General features: G+C 73.2%; 20 protein-coding genes, 1 tRNA gene and 2 pseudogenes. 13 read left to right on the top strand and 10 right to left on the bottom strand.

Annotation, left to right across the window (positions count from 1 at the left end; translation table 11 throughout):
• Positions 1-6 precede the first annotated feature (6 nt).
• Entirely contained in the window at positions 7-1116 is a 1110-nt protein-coding gene (locus OG429_RS34910; RefSeq protein WP_328929255.1) for an FAD-dependent oxidoreductase, read from the bottom strand.
• A 71-nt stretch (positions 1117-1187) separates the two neighbouring features.
• Here OG429_RS34910 and OG429_RS34905 point away from each other — a divergent pair, with 71 nt between their 5' ends.
• The gene (locus OG429_RS34905; RefSeq protein ID WP_328929254.1) at positions 1188-1868 is read left to right on the top strand and encodes a TetR/AcrR family transcriptional regulator; all 681 of its coding nucleotides are present in this window, start codon (positions 1188-1190) and stop codon (positions 1866-1868) included.
• 104 nt (positions 1869-1972) lie between these two features.
• On the opposite strand, the pseudogene OG429_RS34900 reads toward OG429_RS34905, so the two are convergent.
• A pseudogene (locus tag OG429_RS34900) lies at positions 1973-2140 on the bottom strand (IS1380 family transposase); the annotation flags it as partial.
• Between the two features lie 198 nt (positions 2141-2338).
• On the opposite strand from OG429_RS34900, the gene OG429_RS34895 reads away from it, so the two are divergent.
• Positions 2339-2737, top strand: coding sequence for a VOC family protein (locus tag OG429_RS34895; protein WP_328929253.1), 399 nt, complete (start codon positions 2339-2341; stop codon positions 2735-2737).
• Between the two features lie 140 nt (positions 2738-2877).
• Positions 2878-3543: an HAD family hydrolase gene (locus OG429_RS34890; RefSeq protein ID WP_328929252.1), complete on the top strand. Its 666-nt coding sequence runs from the start codon at positions 2878-2880 to the stop codon at positions 3541-3543.
• Between the two features lie 85 nt (positions 3544-3628).
• Here the strand turns inward: OG429_RS34890 and OG429_RS34885 are convergent.
• Positions 3629-3705: transfer RNA gene (locus tag OG429_RS34885), tRNA-Trp, on the bottom strand.
• Between the two features lie 227 nt (positions 3706-3932).
• Between OG429_RS34885 and OG429_RS34880 the strand changes: the two are divergent.
• The 3 genes and pseudogenes from OG429_RS34880 to OG429_RS34870 all read left to right on the top strand — a co-directional run.
• Positions 3933-4166 (top strand): annotated as a pseudogene (locus OG429_RS34880) (glycosyl hydrolase); the annotation flags it as partial.
• Between the two features lie 194 nt (positions 4167-4360).
• Positions 4361-5554 carry a serpin family protein gene (locus OG429_RS34875; protein WP_328929251.1) on the top strand — a complete coding sequence of 398 codons (1194 nt, stop codon included), beginning with the start codon at positions 4361-4363 and terminating at the stop codon, positions 5552-5554.
• Positions 5551-6435, top strand: a complete 885-nt coding sequence (locus OG429_RS34870) for an aldo/keto reductase (protein WP_328929250.1) — start codon at positions 5551-5553, stop codon at positions 6433-6435. Before OG429_RS34875 ends, OG429_RS34870 begins: the two co-directional genes overlap by 4 nt.
• Here OG429_RS34870 and OG429_RS34865 read toward each other — a convergent pair.
• Together OG429_RS34865 and OG429_RS34860 are read right to left on the bottom strand one after the other, a co-directional pair.
• Positions 6398-7393, bottom strand: coding sequence for a PfkB family carbohydrate kinase (locus OG429_RS34865; protein ID WP_328929249.1), 996 nt, complete (start codon positions 7391-7393; stop codon positions 6398-6400). The genes OG429_RS34870 and OG429_RS34865 overlap by 38 nt on opposite strands.
• A complete protein-coding gene (locus OG429_RS34860) occupies positions 7390-8052 on the bottom strand; it encodes a bifunctional 4-hydroxy-2-oxoglutarate aldolase/2-dehydro-3-deoxy-phosphogluconate aldolase (protein ID WP_328929248.1) in 663 nt (220 codons plus the stop codon). Before OG429_RS34860 ends, OG429_RS34865 begins: the two co-directional genes overlap by 4 nt.
• An 88-nt stretch (positions 8053-8140) precedes the next feature.
• On the opposite strand from OG429_RS34860, the gene OG429_RS34855 reads away from it, so the two are divergent.
• Entirely contained in the window at positions 8141-8962 is an 822-nt protein-coding gene (locus OG429_RS34855) for an IclR family transcriptional regulator (RefSeq protein ID WP_328929247.1), read from the top strand.
• 28 nt (positions 8963-8990) lie between these two features.
• Here OG429_RS34855 and OG429_RS34850 read toward each other — a convergent pair whose 3' ends face one another.
• Positions 8991-9950 carry a hypothetical protein gene (locus OG429_RS34850; RefSeq protein ID WP_328929246.1) on the bottom strand — a complete coding sequence of 320 codons (960 nt, stop codon included), beginning with the start codon at positions 9948-9950 and terminating at the stop codon, positions 8991-8993.
• 115 nt (positions 9951-10065) lie between these two features.
• Between OG429_RS34850 and OG429_RS34845 the strand changes: the two genes are divergently transcribed.
• Both OG429_RS34845 and OG429_RS34840 read left to right on the top strand, forming a co-directional pair.
• Entirely contained in the window at positions 10066-10743 is a 678-nt protein-coding gene (locus tag OG429_RS34845) for a MerR family transcriptional regulator (RefSeq protein ID WP_328929245.1), read from the top strand.
• Between the two features lie 76 nt (positions 10744-10819).
• Positions 10820-12439 (top strand): sigma-70 family RNA polymerase sigma factor, encoded by a 1620-nt coding sequence (locus OG429_RS34840; protein ID WP_328929244.1) that lies wholly within the window; start codon positions 10820-10822, stop codon positions 12437-12439.
• Positions 12440-12481: 42 nt separating this feature from the next.
• On the opposite strand, the gene OG429_RS34835 is transcribed toward OG429_RS34840, so the two are convergent.
• Together OG429_RS34835 and OG429_RS34830 are read right to left on the bottom strand one after the other, a co-directional pair.
• Positions 12482-13336, bottom strand: a complete 855-nt coding sequence (locus OG429_RS34835) for an RNA polymerase sigma-70 factor (RefSeq protein ID WP_328929243.1) — start codon at positions 13334-13336, stop codon at positions 12482-12484.
• A gap of 43 nt (positions 13337-13379) precedes the next feature.
• Positions 13380-14294: an NAD-dependent epimerase/dehydratase family protein gene (locus OG429_RS34830; RefSeq protein WP_328929242.1), complete on the bottom strand. Its 915-nt coding sequence runs from the start codon at positions 14292-14294 to the stop codon at positions 13380-13382.
• A gap of 170 nt (positions 14295-14464) precedes the next feature.
• Between OG429_RS34830 and OG429_RS34825 the strand changes: the two genes are divergently transcribed.
• The 3 genes from OG429_RS34825 to melC2 all read left to right on the top strand — a co-directional run bounded on the left by OG429_RS34825 (position 14465) and on the right by melC2 (position 18341).
• A complete protein-coding gene (locus tag OG429_RS34825; protein WP_328929241.1) occupies positions 14465-16867 on the top strand; it encodes a DEAD/DEAH box helicase in 2403 nt (800 codons plus the stop codon).
• 230 nt (positions 16868-17097) lie between these two features.
• The gene (melC1, locus tag OG429_RS34820; protein ID WP_328929240.1) at positions 17098-17490 is read left to right on the top strand and encodes an apotyrosinase chaperone MelC1; all 393 of its coding nucleotides are present in this window, start codon (positions 17098-17100) and stop codon (positions 17488-17490) included.
• Complete coding sequence (gene melC2 / locus OG429_RS34815; protein ID WP_328929239.1) at positions 17487-18341, top strand: tyrosinase MelC2; 855 nt, start codon at positions 17487-17489, stop codon at positions 18339-18341. Before melC1 ends, melC2 begins: the two co-directional genes overlap by 4 nt.
• Here melC2 and OG429_RS34810 read toward each other — a convergent pair.
• Together OG429_RS34810 and OG429_RS34805 are read right to left on the bottom strand one after the other, a co-directional pair.
• Complete coding sequence (locus OG429_RS34810) at positions 18293-19000, bottom strand: response regulator (protein WP_328929238.1); 708 nt, start codon at positions 18998-19000, stop codon at positions 18293-18295. The two genes, melC2 and OG429_RS34810, sit on opposite strands and share 49 nt — an antisense overlap.
• Positions 18997-20595: a sensor histidine kinase gene (locus OG429_RS34805; protein ID WP_328929237.1), complete on the bottom strand. Its 1599-nt coding sequence runs from the start codon at positions 20593-20595 to the stop codon at positions 18997-18999. Before OG429_RS34805 ends, OG429_RS34810 begins: the two co-directional genes overlap by 4 nt.
• Before the next feature lie 105 nt (positions 20596-20700).
• On the opposite strand from OG429_RS34805, the gene OG429_RS34800 reads away from it, so the two are divergent.
• On the top strand, positions 20701-22056 hold the full coding sequence (locus tag OG429_RS34800) for a cation:dicarboxylate symporter family transporter (RefSeq protein WP_328929236.1): 1356 nt from the start codon (positions 20701-20703) through the stop codon (positions 22054-22056).
• The last annotated feature ends 117 nt before the right edge of the window (positions 22057-22173 follow it).

Raw genomic sequence — 22173 nt, 5'->3', positions numbered from 1 at the left:
TCACCTTCAGCCAGGTTGGAAGAATGCGAGCATTTTCTGCGCGGCGTCCGGCGACGTCAGCAATTCCTGCATGTCCGCGGACATCCGGGCGGCAGCGCTGGTGCGTTCGAACATCTCGCGTTCGTATTCTTTGACGGCGGCGGGAAAGTCGTCCGGGCGCGCGGCCAGCGCGAGAGCGAGCAGGGCGCCGTCGAGCAGCGCCATGTTGGCGCCCTCTCCCACCGGCGGCATCAGGTGCGCGGCATCGCCGAGCAGTGTGACGCCTGGCGTCGACGGCCAGGTGAGGCCGACCGGGAGAGTGGCGATCGACCGCGGCACGACCGTGTCGTCGCAGGCCGCGATCAGCGCGGTGAACCGTGAGTCCCAGCCGGGGAGCAGGTCGATCAGGCGCGCCCGGGCGGCGGCCGGGTCGTCGAACGGGATCCCGCTGGTGGCGAACCAGTCCTCGGCGGTGTTGTAGAAGCTGAGGCCGATGCGAACGCGGCCGTCGCCGTTGCGCTGCGCCGCCAGGGACAGTCCGTTGCCGAGCACCCAGTAGGTGCCGCGCCCGACCATCGCCGCGAGGTCGGGGTGCGTGCGGTCGATGTCGGGAATGCCGACCTCGACGACGTTCTGGCCGATATGCGCCGGGCGGGCGTCGGTGAGCAGCGCGCGGACCCGGGACTGCGCGCCGTCCGCGCCGACCAGCAGGTCATACGTCGCACTGCTGCCGTCGGCGAAGTGCACCAGGCCGTTGTCGGCGGATGTGAACGCGCGCCCCCAGCGCACCACGTCTTCGGGGAGGGAATCCAGCAGCAGGTCGCGCAGATCTGCGCGGTCGACCTCGGGCCGGTCAAGCGGGGCGTCGTCGGGCGTGTCCTCCTGGAGCAGCAGGGTGCCATCCGGCTCGAGAAGGCGCATGTCCTGGCCTTCACCACGGGCGATCGCGTGGAACTGGTCGATCAGGCCGGCCTCGCGCAGCGCCCGCTGGCCGGAGTGGATGTCGAGCATGCCGCCCTGACCGCGCGCACCGCGTGACGATTCACGTTCGTACACGACGGCGTCGATGCCGTTCACGTGCAGCACACGGGCAAGGGCCAAGCCACCCAAGCCGGCTCCGACGATGGCGATGGTCATGGCTGCCTCTCCTTCGATACGCCGTACTGGTCGATACACTGTATCGACCGAGGCGGTGTATTGTTAGGGGCATGTTGGTGTGGGAGAGGCCGGAGCCACCGAATCGACCCGTGCCGGCCCCGTTGAGCCGGGAACGGATCGTGCGAGCGGCGATCCAACTGGCCGACGCGGACGGCCTGGATGCGGTGTCGCTGCGCAAGGTCGCCACCGAGCTGGACGTCCGCCCGATGCGGCTGTACGGCTACATCGCCAGCAAGGAGGAGTTGCTCGACCTGATGGTCGACGCCGCCCACGCCGAGATCCGGCCGGTCGGAGACGGCTGGCGGGAGGTGCTCCGGTCTCTCGCCGAAACCACTCGGCACGCCGCACACGAGCACGAATGGCTCGCCGATCTACTGGGCGGCCGACCCCAGCTCGGGCCGCACGCCCTGGCCAGTGGGGAGACCGTGGTGGCCGCACTGGGCGACATCGACGTGGACGCCGTCATGCCGGTGGTCGCCGCAGTCAACGCGTACGTGATCGGCGCCGTGCGTCGGGAGATCGCCGAGCGGCGTGCCGAGCGGGCCACCGGGATGGACGAGAAGCGTTGGCAGGCCTCCCTCGGGCCCTATCTGGAACGAACCTTCGCCACTGGCCGATTCAACGCACTGGCCACGGTGGTGCGCGATGCCGCCCACCTGGACGCCGACCACACCTTCCGGATCGGCCTCGACTTCCTGCTCGACGGCATCGAAGCCCGCATCTCCAGGTGACGCGCGGCCGAAGGACCGGACCGTCGGCCGGTGGGCATGGCGAGGCCCCGACGCGTGGTCGGGTTCTCCGAGGTCTTTGAGTCAGGGCAGGCGGGGACGGCGAGTCAGCCGGCAGGGCGGGCCCGTGCGGCCAGGCAGTAGAACGCGGCCGCGAGTTCATGCCGCCAGGGCCAGGTCGCCGCTATCCGAAGGCGGAGGCGACGGCCGCCCCGGGTGATCCGGGCGGCGACGTGCAGGAGCCGGTAGCGGAGCTCCTCGGGTTCGCCGGCTGCATCAGCGAGATCAGCCAGTAGACGTGCCCCGGCGTGACCAACCACCCCCCGAACCGACGGCGGATATGTGGAACTTGGGACGCAAAGCAATACCCTGCACGCGGTGAGGCTAGGATCGTGAACGCGGCATCGCGTGTCGGTCACCGGCTGGGTGAGGCATGGAGGTGACCGCGACATGCCTTTCGGAGGCATTCACTCATGTCAGTCGCACTAAACCACACGATCATCCACTCCCGTGACAACCGGGAGTCCGCCGAATTCCTGGCGCACGTCCTCGGCCTCGTGGTCGGGACCGAGTGGGGTCCTTTCATTCCCGTGGAGACGGCCAACGGCGTCACCCTGGACTTCGCGACCGTCCCGGCCGGGTCCATCACCGTGCAGCACTACGCGTTCCTCCTCTCCGAGGAGGAGTTCGACGTGGCCTTCGGGAAGATCCGGGCGGCGGGGGTCGCATACTTCGCCGACCCGCACGGCAGGCACCCGGGCGAGATCAACCACAATGACGGGGGCCGCGGCGTCTACTTCACGGACCCGGCCGGGCACGGGATGGAGATCATCACGCGCCCGTACGGGTACCAGGAGGACGGCGCCGCGTAGACCGTCCGACCGTCCCCGAGCGGTCCCACCACCTCCGGGGCCGGTGGGCCTCGCGACGGCTACCCGCCCCCGTGGCCAGTCGGCCACGGGGGCGGGTAGCCGTAACCGGGCAGCGGCCACCGCGCCGTAGGCTTGCCCGCATGATTCGCACTGTCGTGCTCGACGTCGGGGAGACCCTCACCAAGGACGACCGCTACTGGGCCACCTGGGCCGACTGGCTCGACGTCCCCCGCCACACGATGTCCGCCCTGGTCGACGCCGTGGTCGTAGACGGCCGCGACAACGCCGACGCCCTTCGCCTCCTGAAACCCGGCATAGACGTCGGCGCCGAATACCGGGCCCGCGAGGCAGCCGGCCGCGGCGAGCAACTCGACGAGACCGACCTGTACCACGACGTCCGCCCCGCACTCACCGCCCTGCGGGCGGCCGGGGTCCGCGTCGTCATCGCGGGCAACCAGTCCCGCAGGATGGGGGATCTCCTGCGCGCCCTCGACCTGCCTGCCGACCTGATCGTCACCTCCGGCGAGTGGGGCGTCGCCAAGCCCAGCCTCGACTTCTTCCACCAGGTCACCGGCGTCTCCGGCGCACCCGCGCATCAGACGCTGTACGTCGGCGACCACCCGCAGAACGACATCTTCCCCGCCGCCGAGGCCGGCCTGCTCACCGCGCACCTGCGCCGCGGCCCTTGGGGCCACTGGTGGGCGGACGACGAGACCGTCCAGCAGGTCGCCGACTACTCCGTCGACTCGCTCCTCGACCTGCCCGGCCTCGTCAACCCGTCCTGGGGGAAGCCCGGTCCGGGCTGACCGGCCCCGGAGACCTGCCTCCGGATACAGCAACGCCCGGAGGGGAGAGGAGCTCCCGTCCGGGCGATCGAAAAGCCGTACTGCGTGGCAGGGGCGGCAGGATTCGAACCTGCGGCCTTCGGTTTTGGAGACCGGCGCTCTGACCAGCTGAGCTACACCCCTTCGGCGAGATCTACGATGACACGGCTCGGGCCGAAGATCCACCAAATTCTTCGATCAACCGGGTGGAAATTCCTCGGCCCCGCCGGCGGCTCGACGTGACCCCGGTTCCGGTGGTCGACGCCGCGAGCCCGGGCCGCCCCCTTGACCCACCCTGGTCCAGACCAATAGTTTCCGGCATGCACCGCGCACGCGCTCACGCCCCGCTCCCGCATCCGTAAAGGAAGCCCATGCGCCGCAGCATGCTCGGCAGGCTGGCCGTCGCCGCCTGCTCCCTCTCCCTGCTGACCGCCTTCGCGCCCGCTGCCGCCGCCGACGCGGACACCGGAGCCGACGCGGCGGGCGGCCACGGCCGTTCGTACCGGAAGGTCGGCTACTTCACCCAATGGGGCGTCTACGGACGGGACTTCCAGGTCCAGGACCTTGAGGCGAACGGCTCGGCCGGCAAGCTCACGCACATCAACTCGCGATGTTCTGGTCACTGGACGCGGACACCGCCGACGGCGAGCTGATGACGGCCGTCGACCGCGGCCTGCGCGGCCGCTGACCGGCCGCCCGCCCGACCCGCCGGCCTGCCGGCCCGCCCCACCGACCGGCGCCGCCGGGCCGCGGAAATTCGACCCGGCCCGGCGGCGCCCTCCACGTAGGCTCGCCCGTCATGGACAATTCGACGGTACGGGCGGTCAACCGCCTCGCGAAGCGCTGGGCCGCTCAGGCCCCGGTCAAGGACGCGGGCACGGTGTTCACCGCGGCCGGGGTCTGGCCGCTCCTCGCCCTGCTCGCGGACGGCTCGGCCGGCCCGGCCCGCGCCGAACTGGCGGAGGCCCTGGGCATACCCGCCCAGGCCGCGGCCGAGGCCGCCCGGGAACTGCTGGCCGGGCTGGGAGGCGTACGGGGCCTCCAGGCGGCCACGGGGCTGTGGACCAAGGACGAGCTCCCGCTCAAGGAGGACTGGTCGGCCAAGCTCCCGGCAGGCACCCGGGGCCGCCTGACGGGAGACGAGGACACCGACCGCGAGGCCCTGGACCGGTGGGCCCGCGACCGGACGGACGGCCTGATCGACCGCATGCCGGTCGCCCTGCCCGAGGGCGACGAGGAGGCAAAGCTGATCCTGGCCTCGGCGCTCGCACTGCGGCTGCGGTGGGAGCACCCCTTCCGGGAGCTGAACGGCCAGGCCGGTCAAGGCCCTTGGGCGGGCCGCAACGTCCCATGGCTGTCGCGCACCACCCCTTCGCTCGACGACGTCCGCGTGGCCCGGGGCACGGCCGGCGCCGTGACCGTCCTCGAAGTGGCCGGCACCGACGACGTGGACGTGCACCTGCTCCTCGGTGAACCGGCGGCCCCGGCCGACCAGGTACTGGAAACCGGCATCGCGGCCGTCACCGGCACCGCCCCGCCGGTGACCGGCAGTTCACTGCCCGAGGGAGATCCGGGTCCCGGCCTGACGGTCCGCACGGTGGACTCGTACGCTCCGCAGCCCCAGCTGCGCGTCGACACGGTGGCGTTCTCCCTGCACGCCGAACACGATCTGCTCGAACACGCCCCGCTGTTCGGGCTGGAGACCGCCGCCGATGCGGACCACGGGCACTTCCCCGGCATCAGTCCGGTGCCCCTGGCGATCGGCGCGGCCCGGCAGTCCGTGCTGGCCCGCTTCCACGCGGCGGGCTTCGAGGCCGCCGCCGTCACCGCCGTCAGGGCGGGGTTCGGTGGCGCGGCACCCCGCGCGAAGTACCGGGCCCGCCGGGCCGAGGTCCGCTTCGACCGGCCCTTCGGCTTCCTCGCCGTCCACCGGACATCGCGGCTGGTCCTCGCCGCGGGCTGGGTCGCCGAGCCCGGTACGGTCGGCGGATGACCTCAGAGACGATCACCGCGGCCGGCGCGGGCACCTGGCAGCTCGGCGACCTCACCGTCAATCGGATCGGCTTCGGCGCGATGCGGCTGACCCACCTCGCCGACGGCTCCCCCAGCGACCGTGAGCGGGTGACCGGCGTGCTGCGCCGCGCCGTCGAGCTCGGCGTGAACCACATCGACACCGCCGCCTTCTACTTCTCCCCGCTGCGCTCCGCCAACGAACTGATCAACCGGGCGCTCGCCCCGTACGCCGACGGCCTCGTCATCACGACCAAGGTCGGGCCGGGCCGCGACGCGGCCGGGCAGTGGTGGTGGGCCGAGCCCGGCCAACTGCGCGGCCAGGTGGAGGAGAACCTGCGCCAGCTGGGCCGGGACCACCTGGACGTGGTCAATCTGCGCGTCCCCCGCCGCGAGACGACCGGGTCGGTCGCCGAGCACTTCGGGGCGCTCGCCGAGCTCCGCACGGCCGGTCTGATCCGGCACCTGGGCATCTCCAACGCGCGGCCCGACCACCTCGCCGAGGCGCAGGCCATCGCTCCCGTGGTCTGCGTGCAGAACCCGTACGGGATCGGGTCCCCGGCGGAGGACCACGCCTTCCTGGAGGCGTGCGGGGAACAGGGCGTCGCCTTCGTACCGTTCTTCGCGATCGCGGGCGCGGGCAAGGAGGCGGGCGTGACCGCCGAGGACGGCCCCGAGGTACGGGCCGTGGCCGAGGCCCACGGGGTGTCGGCGGCCCAGCTGCGCCTGGCGTGGACGCTGAACCGCGGTCCGCACGTCCTGGCCATCCCGGGTACGGGGAACCCGGACCACCTCGTCGAGAACATCGCCGCGGCGTCCGTGCGTTTCACCGCCGAGGAGATCGCGCTGCTGGGCTCCCTGTGATCCTGCGGTGTGCGGCCGCCAGCGCCGCCGTCCGCGTGAAAGCGGGGACGCACCCGGTGCCCCCGCGGCCGGAGACGGACAGGGAGGCCGCCGCCGTTCCGTAGGCCACGGCGTCCGCGAGGCTGTCGCCGAGGGCGAGCCGGGCAGTGGTGGTGCCGGTGAGGCAGTCCCCGGCCCCGGTCGCGTCGACCGGAGCCGGATTCACGGGCACGGCCTCGTACCGGGCTCCCGTACCGTCGTCCAGCAGCAGCCGGCCCGCGCCCGCGGTGACCACGACCGTACGGGCGCCGAGCGCGCGGTAGCGGGCGGCGGCGGTGCGCGGGTCGCCGGTGTCCACGAGGGCGAGCGCGTCGGCCGGACAGGAGGTCTTGAGCAGTCCGGTCAACGGGGCGACGGCGGCCAGCAGTTCCCGGGCCCGCTCCCGGCCGGTCAGCCGGGGGCGGAAGTTGGGGTCGTACGAGAGGTGCCCGCCGGCCCCGTGCACGAGGTGCGCGGCGGCCAGCACCGCATCGTGGCCGGCCGGTGACAGGGCGCCGGTGACGCCGCTGGTGATGAGCGCCGCGGAGGCGGTCAGCAGGTCGCGCCAGGACTCGACGTGCGCGGGCGAGAGGGTGGAGCCGGCGCTCTGTGTGCGCCAGTAGACGAACTCCCGGTCGCCTTCGGTGTCGGCGGAGAGCAGGTAGGCGCCGTTGGGGCGCGGGGCGCGGCGTACGTGGGAGACGTCCACGCCGAGTTCGGCGGCGCGGCGCAGCAGCGGGATGCTGAGCTCGTCCTCGCCGACCACGGCGAGCAGGGCCGTCCGGGCTCCCGCCGCCGCGGCGGCGGCCGCCGCGTTCAGGGCGTCGCCGGAGTAGGAGATGCGGGCCGTGGTGCCGTCGACAGCGTCGCGGAGGGCGGCCGCGGCATGGATCTCGACGAGCACCTCGCCGAGCACGAGGACGTCGTACCCTCCGGTCACCGCGGGTCCCGCGCGGGGGAGCCGGTGCGGGACCCGCAGCACGGGCGGGCCAGTTCGGCGAATACGGCGGCCAGTTCGGCCGGGTCGGCCGGGAGGCCGCCGCCGATGCCGACGGCGGCCGCGCCGGCGGCGAGCCAGTCGGGGACCTCGCCGGGCTGGATCCCGCCGGTCGGGATGATCAGGCCCTCCGGGAGGACGGCCTTGAGCGAGCGGATGAACCGCGGGCCCCCGACGTGTGCCGGGAACACCTTGGCGGCGCCGCCGGCCCGGACGGCCGCGGCGATCTCGCCGGGGGTGAAGGCGCCCTCGATGAAGACGGCTTCGCGGCGCCCGGCGACCTCGCGGACCTCGGGGGCCGGATGGGGGGAGATCAGGAAGCCGGCGCCCGCGTCCAGGGCGGTCTCGGCCTGCGCGGTGGTGGTCACCGTGCCGACGCCGATGAGGGCGGGGCGGCCGTACGCGTCCGCGAGCGGGGCGGTCCGGGTGACGGCTTCGGCCCAGCCGGGGGTGGAGGTGGTCAGCTCGACCGCGCGGCAGCCGGCGGCGAGCAGGGCGGTGGTGCGGCGGACGGCCTCGTCGGCGTCGGCGTCGCGCAGCACCGGCAGCAGGCGCTGGGCGGATATCGCCGCGTACGGGTGGCAGGACAGGGGACAGGACAAGGGACCCTCCCATGTGTTCCACGTAGTGGAACGCAGTATCGTGTACCGGAACCGTGTGGTCTAGACCCTACACAGAGCGGGAGTTCTCGTGTCAACGGAAGAAGCCTCCGGAGAGGGCGCGGCGGAAGGAGCGGCGGAAGCCTCGGAGGGCGGGCGCGGAGGCCGCACCTCCGCCGCCGGATCCGCGCTGGAGAAGTCCCTGCGCATCCTGGAGGCGGTGGCGGCGCCCGGCGGGCCGCACCGGCTCGCCGAGGTGACGGCGGCCGCTGCCGTCCCCAAGTCCAGTACGTTCCGGATCCTCGCGTCACTGGTCGACCTGGGTTTCGTACGCCAGGAGGGCGAGCGCCGGTACGGGGTGGGGCCACGGCTCCGCGGGCTGTCCGCGCTGGTCAGCGGCGGGGAGCCGGCGAGCATCGGGCGCATCCTCGACGAACTGCGGCAGGCGGTCGGCGGACAGACGGTCCATCTGGCCCTGCACAGCGGCGAGACCATCACCTACATCCGCAAACTGGAGAGCGAGCAGCCCTTCCGGACGGCCTCCCGCGTCGGCATGCGCATGCCGCTGCACACGACCGCCATCGGCAAGAGCATCCTGGCGCACCTTCCCGCCGAGGAGGTGCGGGAGCTGATCGCCGCCACCGGACTGCCGCCCCGGACGCCGAAGTCGGTCACCACCGCACAGGCGTTGGACGCGCAGCTGGCGGCCGTCCGCGCCCGGGGCTTCGCGCTGGACGACGAGGAGAACGAGCCCACCATCCGCTGCGTCGGCTCCGCGGTCCTCGGACCGGACGGCCGGCCGATCGGCGGGGTCAGCGTCACCACCGTCACCTTCCTGGTCTCCCCGGAAGAGGTCGAGTCGTACGCGCCGATGCTGCGCGCGGCCACGGAGGCGCTGGCTCCGCTGCTGTGAACCGCAGCGGAGCCACGCCCTCCGGTGATCAGCGGCCGACCGGCGACGCAACCTCCCGCGCCGCATCGCCCCGGGCGGCGCCGCCGCGCAGGGCGAGGGCCACCCCCACCGCCACGGCGACGGCCAGCCCGGCCACCGCGGTCAGCGTCGTCGTGTCCGGCGAGGTCAGCGCCTGCCCCCGCAGGGCCTGCCAGGTGACCAGGGCCACCAGAGCGGCGTAACCCGCCCCCGCCACCAGGACGAGCCGGGTGCGCACCGCCGCGCGGGCCGCCCAGCCGTACCGCCCGGCCGCGGAGGTCAGGGCGAGCGCCAGCAGCGGCAGCACCTGGAGGGCGTGCATCCCGACGAAGTGGGCGATCCGCAGGTCGCCACCGGTGGCGGCCCAGCCGGTGACCGGCAGGTGCGGTCCGCCGTCCGGGACGCCGACGCTGTGCGCGCCGACCGTGTCGGTGATCTGTCCGGCCAGCTGGGCCCCGGTGGGCTGGACCATCAGGAAGCCGACCGCGAGTCCGGCGAGCCCGATGAGCGGGCCGAGCCGTACCGCCCAAGCGGTGGCGCGGTCGGCGAGCGGCTGGCGCCACAGCACCACCGCGATCAGCAGGTTGGCCAGCCAGAGCACGACGATCGTCGCCCCCATCACGGCGAACAGGCTGCTGTCGAGCGGGGTTTCCTGGTTGAAGTGGCTGCGCTTGCCCCGCACGACCTGGCCGACGATCACCGCCATCTCGATGACGCTCGCCGCCACGATCACCGCTCCCGCCCACCAGCCGGTCCGTCGGCCGCGCGTGAGCAGTGAGTGCATCCAGGCCAGCGTCAGGCCGTAGAAGGCGAACGAGACCGAGAACTTGAACGGCTTGTGCCAGATCGGGGAGCCGACCATCACGCGGTCGTCCACGATCAGCCCGATCCCCGAGACCAGCGTGAGCACTCCCATGGCCGCCGCGAAGACGAGCAGCGGCCGATGCCATCCTTCTCTGTGGTTCCGCATCCGTATCCCCCTAATGGATACCAGCACTATCCGGTATCGGATAGTGTCACTGTCCATACTCCAGCCCGTCCCCGCAAGTCCCCGGGCCGAACGAAAGAGAGAATTCACCTTGCGCATGGGAGAGTTGAGCCGGTCGACCGGTGTTCCGGTGCCCACCATCAAGTTCTATCTCCGCGAAGGCCTGCTGCCCGCCGGTGAGTTGACCAGCCCCAATCAGGCCCACTACGGCGAGGAGCACGTCCGGCGCGTGCACTTGATCCGCGCCCTCACCGACGTCGGCGGCCTGCCGCTCGCCTCCGTCAGCAAGGTGGTGGAGGCGGTCGAGGACCGCGCCCGGCCGGTGCACGACCTGCTCGGCGCGGCCGCCAGTACCGTCGACCCCGACGTCGCACCGGACACTGACCCGGTGAACGGCGAACGCGCTCGGGCCCTGGTCGAGGAGCTGATCGCGCGGCGCGGCTGGCAGGTCCCGGCGGCCCATCCCGCGGCGCGCGCACTGGCCGCCGCCGCGGCCTCGCTGCTGACGGTCGGGCACGGGGACTATCTGGACGACCTCGACGAGTTCGCGGCCGCCGCCGAGCGGATCGCCGACGCCGACCTGTCCTTCGTCGCGCGCGGGAGGAGCACGGAGGACATGGTGGAGCGGGTGGTGGTGGGCACCGTACTGGGGGATGCCATGCTGGCGGCGTTGCGCCGACTGGCCCAGAGTGACTCCTCGGCCAGGCGCTACCCGCAGCCTTCCGCTCCGGACGGGGATGCGGCGGATTTTTCTTCGGACAAGAATTCCGGATAAGCGTTATCGAGGCCCCTCTCGACGGTCTCCCAGGTATTGGGCATCATCGACCGCCGGTACGGACAGGGAACATCACATGAGCACTCAGCACACGGCAGCGCTGGTGGCAGCGGCCCGCGCGGGGGATCCCCGCGCGCAGGACGACCTCGTCAGCACCCATCTGCCGCTCGTCTACAACATCGTCGGGCGGGCCCTGAACGGGTCCTGCGACGTGGACGACGTGGTGCAGGACACAATGCTGCGGGCCCTCGACGGGCTGGGCGGCCTGCGCGCCGACGAGAGCTTCCGGTCCTGGCTGGTGGCGATCGCGATGAACCGCGTACGGGCGCACTGGCAGGCCCGGCAGAGCGGCTTCGGCGAGAGCACCCTGGAAGCGGCCGAGGATGTCGCGGACCCGGGTGCCGACTTCGTCGACCTGACGGTCGTACGCCTGCAGCTGGCGGGCCAGCGCCGCGAGACGGCGCGCGCCACGCGCTGGCTGGAGCCCGACGACCGGGCGCTGCTGTCGCTGTGGTGGCTGGAGTGCGCCGGGGAGCTGACCCGGGCCGAGGTGGCCGCCGCGCTGGAACTGACCCCGCAGCACACCGCCGTACGGGTACAGCGGATGAAGGCGCAGCTGGAATCGGCCCGTGTGGTGGAACGCGCCCTGGGCGCCCAGCCGGTGTGCGAGGAGCTGCGGGCGCTCGCGGCGGGCTGGGACGGACGGCCCTCGGCGCTGTGGCGCAAGCGAATAGCCCGGCACGCGCGGGAATGCGTACGGTGCTCCGGCCTGTGGAGCGGACTGGTTCCGGCGGAGGGGCTGCTGGCCGGTCTGGCCCTCGTCCCCGTCTCGGCTGCCCTGCTGGCAGGGGTCCGCTCGGCCGCGGCGGCCGACTTCGCCCCCGCGGGTTCCGCCTCCCCCGACGGTGCCGGGGCCGACTTCTCCGACACGGCGGCCCACCTGGGCCTGGACGCGACGACGGCGGGCGGCGGGCGGAGCGCGATGCGTCGGCGCAAGCAGAGCCGGCGCCGGGTGATCGGCGGTGCGGTGCTCGCCGCCTGCGTCGCGGGCGGCGGGCTGGTGTACCTCGGCACGCTCCCCGGTTCCGGCGGTGAGAAGGTCGGGGACACCGCTGCCCCGGCCCCGCTGGCCGCCCTCTCGGCGACCGAGTCCCCCCTCCCCTCCCAGTCGCCCTCGCCCTCCGCGTCCCCCTCGCCGTCCGCCTCCCCGTCGCCGTCGGCCTCCGCCTCGCCGAGCCCGTCCGCGAGCCCGACGAAGAGCCGCAGCAGCTCGCCGACCCCGCGGGCCTCGGCGCCCGCGCCGGCTCCCGCCCCGCAGGGCGTCGCGGGCCAGGTCGTGGCACTGGTCAACGCCGAGCGGGCGGCCGCCGGCTGCGGCCCGCTGAAGGAGGACCCGCAGTTGAGGGCTGCCGCCCAGGGCCATTCCGACGACATGGCGAGCCGGAACTTCTTCGACCACACCAACCCCGACGGCGCGGACCCGGGCACCCGGACGACCTCCGCCGGGTACCGCTGGTCGACGTACGGGGAGAACATCGCGCGGGGCCAGCAGACCCCCCAGTCCGTCATGGACTCCTGGATGAAGAGCCCGGGACACCGCGCGAACATCCTCAACTGCTCCTTCAAGGACATCGGCGTCGGCATCCACCAGGGCTCGGGCGGTCCCTGGTGGACGCAGAACTTCGGCGCGCGCTGAGCCGCTCGCCGACGGGCCCGGCCGCGCGGGTGCAGGCGCGGTTCAGGGCCGGAGGCCGCGCAGCTTCTCCGGGTTGACGGTGAGGCGCAGCGCGGTGATCCGCCCGTCGGTGGCCTCGAAGGTGAGGGCGCCGGCGTGCACACCGCCGTGCACCAGCAGCAGGCCGGGCTCGCCGTTGATCTCGGCGAGGCGCATCTCGACGCCCTGGACCGCGGGCTTGGCCAGGACGCCGAGCAACCAGCGGGCGACGTGGTCGGGTCCGTACAGCGGGCGGCGGGCGGCCGTGACGACGCCGCCGCCGTCCGACCAGGAGACGACGTCGGGGGCGAGGAGCGTGAGCACCTCGCCCAGGTCCCCGCCCGCGCAGGCCGCGCGGAACTTCTCGGCGATCTCGCGTTGTTCGGCGGCCTCGGCGGTGAAGCGGGGGCGCCGCGCGCGCACGTGCTCGCGGGCCCGGTGCGCGGACTGGCGCACGCTCGCCTCGGACTTGCCGACGACCTCGGCGATCTCCGCGTAGGCGTACCCGAACACCTCGCGGAGCACGAACACCGCGCGCTCGGTCGGGGTCAGCGTCTCCAGCACGACCAGGACCGCCATCGAGACGGTGTCGGCCAGTTCGGCCTCCTCGGCGACGTCGGGCGAGGTGAGGAGGGGCTCCGGGAGCCACGGCCCCACGTACGTCTCGCGGACGGCCTGCGCGGACCTGAGCCTGTTCAGGCTCAGGTTGGTGACGGTGCGCACCAGGTAGGCCTTGGGGTGCTCGACGGCGGACCGGTCGGCGCGGTGCCACGCGAGCCAGGCGTCCTGCACGATGTCCTCGGCGTCGGCGACACTGCCCAGCATCCGGTACGCGGTACCGAACAGCAGCCGCCGGTACTCCTCGAAAGTCTCGGTCATGAGCCTCACCGTGGCACCCCCGCGGCTCATCGATCAAGCGGCGTCAGCGCCCGGCGAGCGCGCGCAGCCCCTCGGCGCAGCCGGCGTGGCTCGGCGCCCATCCCAGTTCGGCCCTCGCCTTCGCGTTGGACACCCGCATGTTCGTCATGACCATCCGGTGGGCGTACGGGAAGGGGCGCATCAGCCAGGCGGGCACGGTCAGCGGCTTCGGGGTGGCGAACGCCTCGGCGACCGCCCTGACGTGCGCGCCGAATCCGGTCGGGGTGTCGTCGACGATGTTGTACGCCTGCCCCGCGCGGCCGCCTTCGACGGCGAGCGCCACGGCCCGTCCGGCGTCCGCCAGGTCCACCCAGGGCAGCACCCTGCCGCGGTCGGCGACCGCCGGGATCTTCCGCTTGCGCAGCATCTCCACGAGGGCCTCGGTGCCCCCGGCGCCGTAGAAGAGCCCGAAGCGCAGGGCGACGCCCTCGATTCCCTCGGCGCCCAGGACCAGCCGCTCCTTGACGCGCATGCCTTCGATGTGGCGTTCCACGGCCACGTCGCCGGCCGGGCCGAACAGGTCGGCGTCCTCGGTGATCACGTGGTCGCCGAAGTCCCGGTAGCCGTATCCGAAGACCATCGACTCGGCGATGACGCGGCGGGCTCCGACGGCGCGGGCGGCCTCCATGAGGTGCCGGGTACCGGTCAGCCGCAGGTCGTCCGTCGCGAACATGTCCTTGTGCCGCATCGGCGCGTCGCGCAGGGCGGTGGCCGCGTGCACCACGGTCTCGATCTTGAGGCCGTCGACGGCGCGGAGCAGCTGGTCGCGGTTCATCAGGTCGGCCCGCACGTCGGCCGCGGCGCCGCGGCCGAGGCCGATCACGGTGTGGCCGGTGCGGGTGAGGGCCTCGGTGATGTGGCGCCCCAGGACTCCGCTCGCCCCCGCCAGCAGTACCTTCTTGGTGTCGGTCATACCCATGGGACACAGCACCCCCGACGAACGTGACATCCACCCTTTGTGACTGCCGTCACATGGACCGCTCGACATCGGCTCGAGCTGTTCCCCGGCTTCTCCGCCCTTTGCCTCAAAATGGGGGCAGGATAGGAGCTGGAGGCAAACCGGCTGATCACAGGGGCGGGGTGACGCACATGGCGAGGAAGAACCTCCGGCCGCACCAGCGCGAGGCCGTCGACGCCGTGGTGCGGGCGCTGGAGCTGCCCGCCGGGGGCCGGGTGCCCGCGAACGGGCTGCGCACCCAGGTGATCATGGCCACGGGCTCGGGGAAGTCCCTCGTCGCCGTCCGCTCGGCCGAGGAGCTGCGGGCCGGGCGGGTGCTCGTACTGGTGCCCTCTCTGGATCTGCTGGTGCAGACCGTCGCGGCCTGGCGGGAGGGCGGCCGCAGCGGGCGGTCCCTGGCCGTGTGCTCGCTGCGCGGGGAGGACGCGGGCGTGCCCACGACCACCGATCCGGCCGAACTGGCCCGCTGGGGCGGCCCGTCGGTGGACCGGCTCACGGTGTTCGCCACGTACGCCTCGCTGGGCCTGGGCACTCTCGAACGCGCGCATCTCGCCGGACTCCCGGGCTGGGACCTGACCGTAGTCGACGAGGCGCACCGGACGTCGGGGCGGATCGGCAAACCCTGGGCGGTCGTGCACGACAACGCGCGGATCCCCGCCGTGCGCCGGCTCTACCTGACGGCCACGCCGCGTGTCTGGCAGGACGGCGAGGAGACGCCCGACCGGGGTGAGGGGCCGCGGCGGGGCGGCGAACTCGTGGCGTCCATGGAGGACGATCCGCAGGGGCCGTTCGGCGCGCGCTGCTACACGCTGTCCCTGTCCGAGGCCATCGACCGCGGCGTCTGCGCCCCGTACCGGGTGGTGTGCGTGGACGTCACCGACCCGCAGTTCCGGGCGGCCGTACTGCTGGGCAGGGACGGCCGCTCGGACGCGGTGCGCGGGGCACGGCTGGCGGCGCTGCAGACGGCGCTGGTGAAGGCGGCCGCCCACGAGGGGTTCCGGCGCACGCTCGTCTTCCACCACCTGACCAAGGAGGCGGAGGCCTTCGCGGCCGGGCTCCCGGCGGTGGCGGCCCGGCTGCGGCTCACGAGCCGCCGGCCGCACCCGGTGTACCCCCGTACCGTCTGGGCGGACTGGCTGTGCGGGCAGCACACGGCGACCCACCGGCGGCGGGTGCTGGGCGCGTTCGCGGACGGCCGGGTCGCCGAGAAGGCCTTCCTCGGCAGCGTCCGGGTGCTGGGCGAGGGCGTGGACACCAAGGAGTGCGACTCCGTCTACTGGGCCGACGTACGCGGTTCCATGCCCGATCTGGTGCAGGCGGTGGGGCGGGCGCTGCGGATCCGGCCCGGCGAGGGGAAGGTCGCCTCGCTGGTGGTGCCCGTACTGCTGGGACCGGACGAGACGCCCGAGACGATGCTCACCTCGCGGGCGTACGGGGACCTCGCGCGGCTGCTGGAAGCGCTGCGGGCGCACGACTCCCGCCTGGTCGAGGCCCTGGCCCAGCCGCAGACGCCGAGCCGGACGGCCGCCCCGGCGGCGGCCTCCGGTACGGGGACCGGGGCGCAGGCGCTGCTGAGCTTCTCCACGCCCCGGGATCCGGCGCTGCTGGCCGCCTTCGTCCGGCTGCGGGTGCTGCATCCGGAGCACGAGCACTGGCGGCGCGGCGTCGAGGCCGCCCGGATCTACGCGGGCACGGCCGGGGACCTGAAGGTGCCGTTCGGCTTCAAGGTGCCGGCGGGCGGCGGGGCGTGGCCGCCCGGGCTGGCGCGGTTCCCGCTGGGCCAGTGGATCGCGGACGCGCGCCGCACGTACCGCCGGGGCGCGCTCGGCCGTGAGCGGGTGGCCCGGCTCGACGAACTCGGCATGGTGTGGAGCCACTTCGACGTGGCCTTCGAGGAGGGGCTCGCGGTCGCCCGCGCCTGGGCGGCGGAGCACGGCCACCTGCTGCCGCCGGCGGATGCCACGTGGCGCGGCGCCCCGGTCGGAGTGTGGGTCAAGAACCAGCGGGCCGCGGCCCGCCGCGAGGGACCGGGGGCGCTGTCCGCGGACCGGCGGGAGGCCCTGGAGGCGATCGACGCGTCCTGGTGCCCCGCCTGGGAGATCTCCTGGCAGCGCGCCTTCCACCTGACCCGGCTACGTCTGGACGCGGGCGGCGGGCTCCCCCTGGCGCCCGGCGAGGTGCTGGTCCAGGGCGAGGACCTGGGCGGGTGGGTCCGTACCCAGCGCCTGAACTGGGAGCGGCTGTCCTGGGCGCAGCGCTGGCTGCTGGAGCACACCCTCGGGATGGCTCCGGCGACCGAGGCGGAACGCCCGCCGCCGCGCCGCAGTCACGCCGCCGCGTGGGCGGACCACCTGGAGGCGGCCCAGCTGTTCCACGCCCGCGAAGGGCACCTCAGGGTCCCCCGTACGCATGTGGAGCCGGTCGGCGGCCAACAGCGGCGGCTGGGCTCCTGGATCGCCAACCAGCGCTCCCGCGCCGCCTCCCTCACCCCGGAGCGGGTGAGGGCCCTGGACGCGCTGGACATGCGCTGGTAAGCGGAGCGGCCGCACCTTCCGGCCGACTCCGCGGCGCGACCGCATCCACAGCCGTACGATCCGACCGAAAGAATTACTGACTAGTAGTATCTGAACCGAAAATCCTCCCGCCTGGACCTCCGGGCCCGCCCCGAAGGCGGGAAGATCATGGCACTCGTTCTATGCGAAACTTATCCCTCGATGTCCGGATAGCAGCCAACTGCCCCTGACGCCCTGATAGTTCTTCGGCCATGGACACGATCACCCGTCGGCAGGCCTTGGGCACCACTGCCGGCGCACTCACCGCCCTCGGCCTTGCGGGCGTCACCGCGCGCGCGGCCGCCACCGATTCCCGGGCCGCCACCCCATCCGTCGGCCCGGTCGACGAGGTGTACCAGGGCCGGCGCATCCGGATAACCACCGAGGGCGGCGGCCACCACGGCGGCCACCACTCCCCCGGTCTGCCCACCGTCCGGATAGACGGCCGCGAGCTGCACGTGATGCGGAACGCCGACGGCACCTGGATCAGCGTGGTCAACCACTACGAAACGCATCCGGACCCGGCCTCGCTGGCCAGAGCCGCCGTACGCGAGCTCCAGGGCGCCGAGCTCGCGCCGTTCGCACCGATGGGAGGCACGGCATGACCGTCCGCAAGAACCAGGCCGCGCTCACTCCCGAGGAGCGGCGCGCCTTCACCAACGCGCTGCTCGAGCTGAAGCGCACCGGCCGCTACGACCGGCTCGTCACCACCCACAACGGCTTCATCATGAGCGACACGGACTCGGGCGACCGGGTAGGGCACCGCTCGCCCTCCTTTCTTCCGTGGCACCGCCGCTTTCTGCTCGAGTTCGAAACGGCTCTGCAGGCTGTGGACGCGAGTGTTTCGCTCCCTTACTGGGACTGGACGGCCGACCGCACCACCCGCTCCTCGCTCTGGGCCGCCGACTTCCTCGGCGGCACCGGCCGGGCCCGCGACGGGCAGGTCCTCGACGGCCCGTTCGCGTACGCGACGGGCAAGTGGAACATAGCCGTACGGGTGGACGGGCGCGCCTACCTGCGCCGGGCGCTCGGCGCGGGCGTCGCCGGACTGCCGACCAAGGAGGAGGTGGAGGCCGTACTCGCCATGTCCGTCTACGACACGGCCCCCTGGAACAGCGCCTCGAACGGCGGCTTCCGCAACAGCCTGGAGGGCTGGCGCGGCGCCAACCTGCACAACCGGGTGCACGTGTGGGTCGGCGGCCAGATGGCCACCGGCGTCTCCCCCAACGACCCGGTGTTCTGGATGCACCACGCCTACGTGGACAAGCTGTGGGCCGAGTGGCAGGCCCGTCACCCGCACTCCGGCTACCTGCCGGCGGCCGGCACGCCGAACGTCGTGGACCTGGGCGACACGATGCGGCCGTGGAACGACGTCACCCCGGCCGACTTGCTGGACCACCGGAAGTTCTACACCTTCGACACCGAGCCGGCCGCGGCCGCCGCGAGCCAGCGGTAGTGCAGTTCGGGGCGGCCGACCTGGCCGTACCGGGGAGTGCGGTCCGCGCGGCCGGTGTCCACCAGGTGCTCCAGGTACCGGCGGGCGGTGATCCGGGAGATCCCGGCCGCCTCGGCCGCCCCCGCCGCGGTCAGCCCCTCGGTCGCCGCCCGCAGCAGGGCGGCGACCCGGTCCAGGGTCGGCGCGCTCAGCCCCTTGGGGAGCTCGGCCGGGCGGGGCGCGCGCAGGGCCGCCATCGCGCGGTCCACGTCGTCCTGGCCGGCCGCCTCCCCCGCCGTCGCCCGGAACTCGGCGTAGCGCAGGAGCCGTTCGCGCAGGGTCGGGAAGGCGAAGGGCTTCAGTACGTACTGGACCACACCGAGCGAGACGCTCTCGCGGACCACGGCCAGGTCCCGCGCCGAGGTCACCACGATCACGTCGACGGGATGGCCCGCGGCCCGCAGCCCGCGCGCGAAGCGCAGGCCGTTCCCGTCGGGCAGGCCGAGGTCGAGCAGCAGCAGGTCGACGCGGGTCCGCTCCAGGGCCCGGGTCGCCTCCACCAGCGAGTGGACGGTGCCGACGGCGGTGAAGCCGGGGACCCGGCCCACGTAGAGCGCGTGCGCGTCGGCGGCGACGGGGTCGTCCTCGACGATCAGGACCCGCACCTCGGGCGCGCTCACGGCCGCGGCTCCGGCCGCACGGGGAGCCGTACGGTGAACTCGGCGCCCCCGCCCGGCGGCTGGGCCGCTTCCGCGGTGCCGCCGTGGCGTAGCGCCACCTGCCGTACGAGGGCCAGGCCCAGTCCGCGTCCCTCGCCCTTGCCGGACCAGCCGCGCCGGAACACGTCCACCCCTTCGGGCAGGCCCGGGCCGCTGTCGGCCACGCGCAGTAGCAGTCCGTCGGCGCCGGAGCGCACGGTGACCGCGATCCGTCCGCCGGGAACGCCGGTGAGCGCGTCCATGGCGTTGTCCACGAGGTTGCCGACCACGGTGACCAGGTCCCGGGCCGGCGGGGTCCCGGCCGCGCCGTCGACGGCCGTGCTGTCGGGGGTGACGACCAGCTCGACGCCCCGCTCGTGCGCCTGGGCGGCCTTGCCGAGCAGCAGCGCCACGAGCACCGGCTCTCCGACGGCGGTGACCACCTCATCGGTGAGCGCCTGCGCCAGTTCCAGTTCGGCGGTGGCGAACTCCACCGCCTCCTGCGCGCGGCCCAGTTCGATGAGCGAGACCACCGTGTGGAGCCGGTTCGCCGCCTCGTGGGCCTGGGAGCGCAGGGCCTGGGTGAATCCGCGTTCGTGATCCAACTCCCCTGTCAGTACCTGGAGTTCGGTATGGTCGCGCAGGGTCACCACCGTTCCCCGGCGGCCGCCGCCCGCGACGGGTGAGCTGTTGACGACGAGCACCCGGTCGGCGGTCAGGTGCACCTCGTCCACCCGGGGCCGGTCCGCGAGCAGGGCTCCGGTGAGCGGCGCGGGCAGTCCCAGGTCGGCGACGCCGGTGCCCGTCATCGCGTCCCGCAGGCCCAGCAGTTCCCGTCCTGCGTCGTTGATCAGGGTGATCCTGCGCTGGCCGTCGAGCATCAGCAGCCCTTCGCGCACCCCGTGCAGGGCCGCCTGGTGGTAGTCGTACATCCGGCTGAGTTCGGCCGCGTTCATCCCGTGGGTGTGGCGGCGCAACCGGGCGTTGACGATGTACGTGCCCGCCCCGCCGAGCGCGAGGGCGGCGGCGGCGACCCAGGCGAGTGCGGTGAGCTGGGAGGCGAGCCGCGCGCTGATCGCGCGGACGGTGATCCCGGCGCTGACCATGCCGACGACGCGGCCGTCGTCGTTGAGCGGGGTGACCACGCGGATCGAGGGCCCGAGGGTGCCCGTGTAGGTCTCGCTGAAGGTCTCGCCGCGCAGGGCGGGGGCCGTGTTGCCCATGAAGCGCTCGCCGATCCGGCGCGGGTCGGGGTGGGTCCAGCGCCGCCCGGCCGGATCCATGATCGTCACGAAGTCCACTCCCGAGTCGACCCGGACCCGCTCCGCGTACGGCTGGAGCCGGGAGGTGGGATCGGTGCCGCGCACGGCTTCCCGTACGGCCTCCTGGACCGACGGGGAGTCGGCGACCGCGCGGGCCACGGCCCCGGCCTGGCGCCGGGCGGCCTCCTCGGCCTGGCCGCGCGCGGTGGCGTACGCGAAGACGGCGCAGCCGGCGACGACCACGGCGACCAGCAGCACCTGCATGGCGAAGAGCTGGCCGGCGAGGCTGCGCGGCGGCCGGGGCAAACGGAACATGGCGCTCAGTGTGCACCGGCTCGTGAACTCAATGAACGCAAGGGTGACCGGGGTCACAGCCCTGGGTGATGGTCCTCCCGGGACGTATTCACCACAGGAGGCATCGTGGCCGCCAGGCGCGACAGAACGCACTATCTCTACATCGCGGTGATCGCCGCGGTGCTCCTCGGTATCGCCGTCGGCTTCGCCGCCCCCGGCGTGGCCGTGGAGCTCAAGCCGCTCGGCACCGGCTTCGTCAACCTCATCAAGATGATGATCTCGCCTGTGATCTTCTGCACGATCGTGCTGGGGATCGGCTCGGTCCGCAAGGCCGCCAAGGTGGGCGCGGTGGGCGGGCTCGCCCTCGGCTACTTCATGGTGATGTCCACGGTGGCCCTGGCCATCGGCCTGCTGGTGGGGAACCTGCTGGATCCGGGCAGCGGGCTGCACCTGACCGAGGCCGCGCGCCATGCGGGCGAGGCCCAGGCCAAGGCCGGCGGGGCGCAGAGCACCCCCGAGTTCCTGCTCGGGATCATCCCGACCACGCTGGTGTCCGCCTTCACCGGCGGGCAGGTGCTCCAGACGCTGCTGGTGGCGCTGCTGTGCGGGTTCGCGCTCCAGGCCATGGGAGCTGCGGGCGAACCCGTGCTGCGCGGCATCGGGCACGTGCAGAAGCTGGTCTTCCGGGTACTGGCGATGATCATGTGGGCGGCGCCGGTGGGCGCCTTCGGGGCGATCGCGGCGGTGGTCGGAGCCACCGGCATCGACGCGCTGAAGTCCCTCGCCGTCATCATGATCGGCTTCTACACGACCTGTCTGATCTTCGTGTTCGTGGTGCTGGGCACCCTGCTGCGGGTGTGCACGGGGGTCAGCGTGTTCGCCCTGCTGCGCTACCTGAGCCGGGAGTTCCTGCTGATCCTGTCCACCTCCTCCTCGGAGTCGGCGCTGCCGCGGCTGATCGCGAAGATGGAGCACCTGGGGGTGTCGCGCCCGGTCACCGGGATCACGGTGCCGACCGGATACTCCTTCAACCTGGACGGGACCGCGATCTACCTGACGATGTCCTCACTGTTCGTCGCGGAGGCGATGGGCAAGCCGCTCGCGCTGGGCGAGCAGATCTCCCTGCTGCTGTTCATGATCATCGCCTCGAAGGGCGCGGCCGGGGTCACCGGCGCGGGCCTCGCCACACTCGCCGGCGGACTCCAGTCGCACCGGCCGGAACTGGTCGACGGGGTCGGCCTGATCGTGGGCATCGACCGGTTCATGAGCGAGGCGCGGGCGCTGACCAACTTCGCGGGCAACGCCGTCGCCACGGTCCTCATCGGGACATGGACGAAGGAGTTCGACCACGGACGGGCCGCCGAAGTGCTGGCCGGGCGGCTGCCGTTCGACGAGACCACGCTGGTCGACGACGCGCACGTCGAACCGGTGGGCGCCGTGCCGCCCCAGACGGCCGGCGACAAGGACCGCGTACCGGTGTAGCCGGTCCGCCCCCACGGGCCGACCGGGCAGGGCTCGCCCCCACGGTGCCCAGCCCGGTCGGCCCCGACTACTCCCGGTAGGGGCTGTTTTCAGCCATAGCCGGGAGAACGCGCGTGC

Source organism: Streptomyces sp. NBC_00190 (assembly GCF_036203305.1).
GTDB lineage: Bacteria > Actinomycetota > Actinomycetes > Streptomycetales > Streptomycetaceae > Streptomyces.
This window is presented reverse-complemented; position numbering and strand designations above follow the sequence as displayed.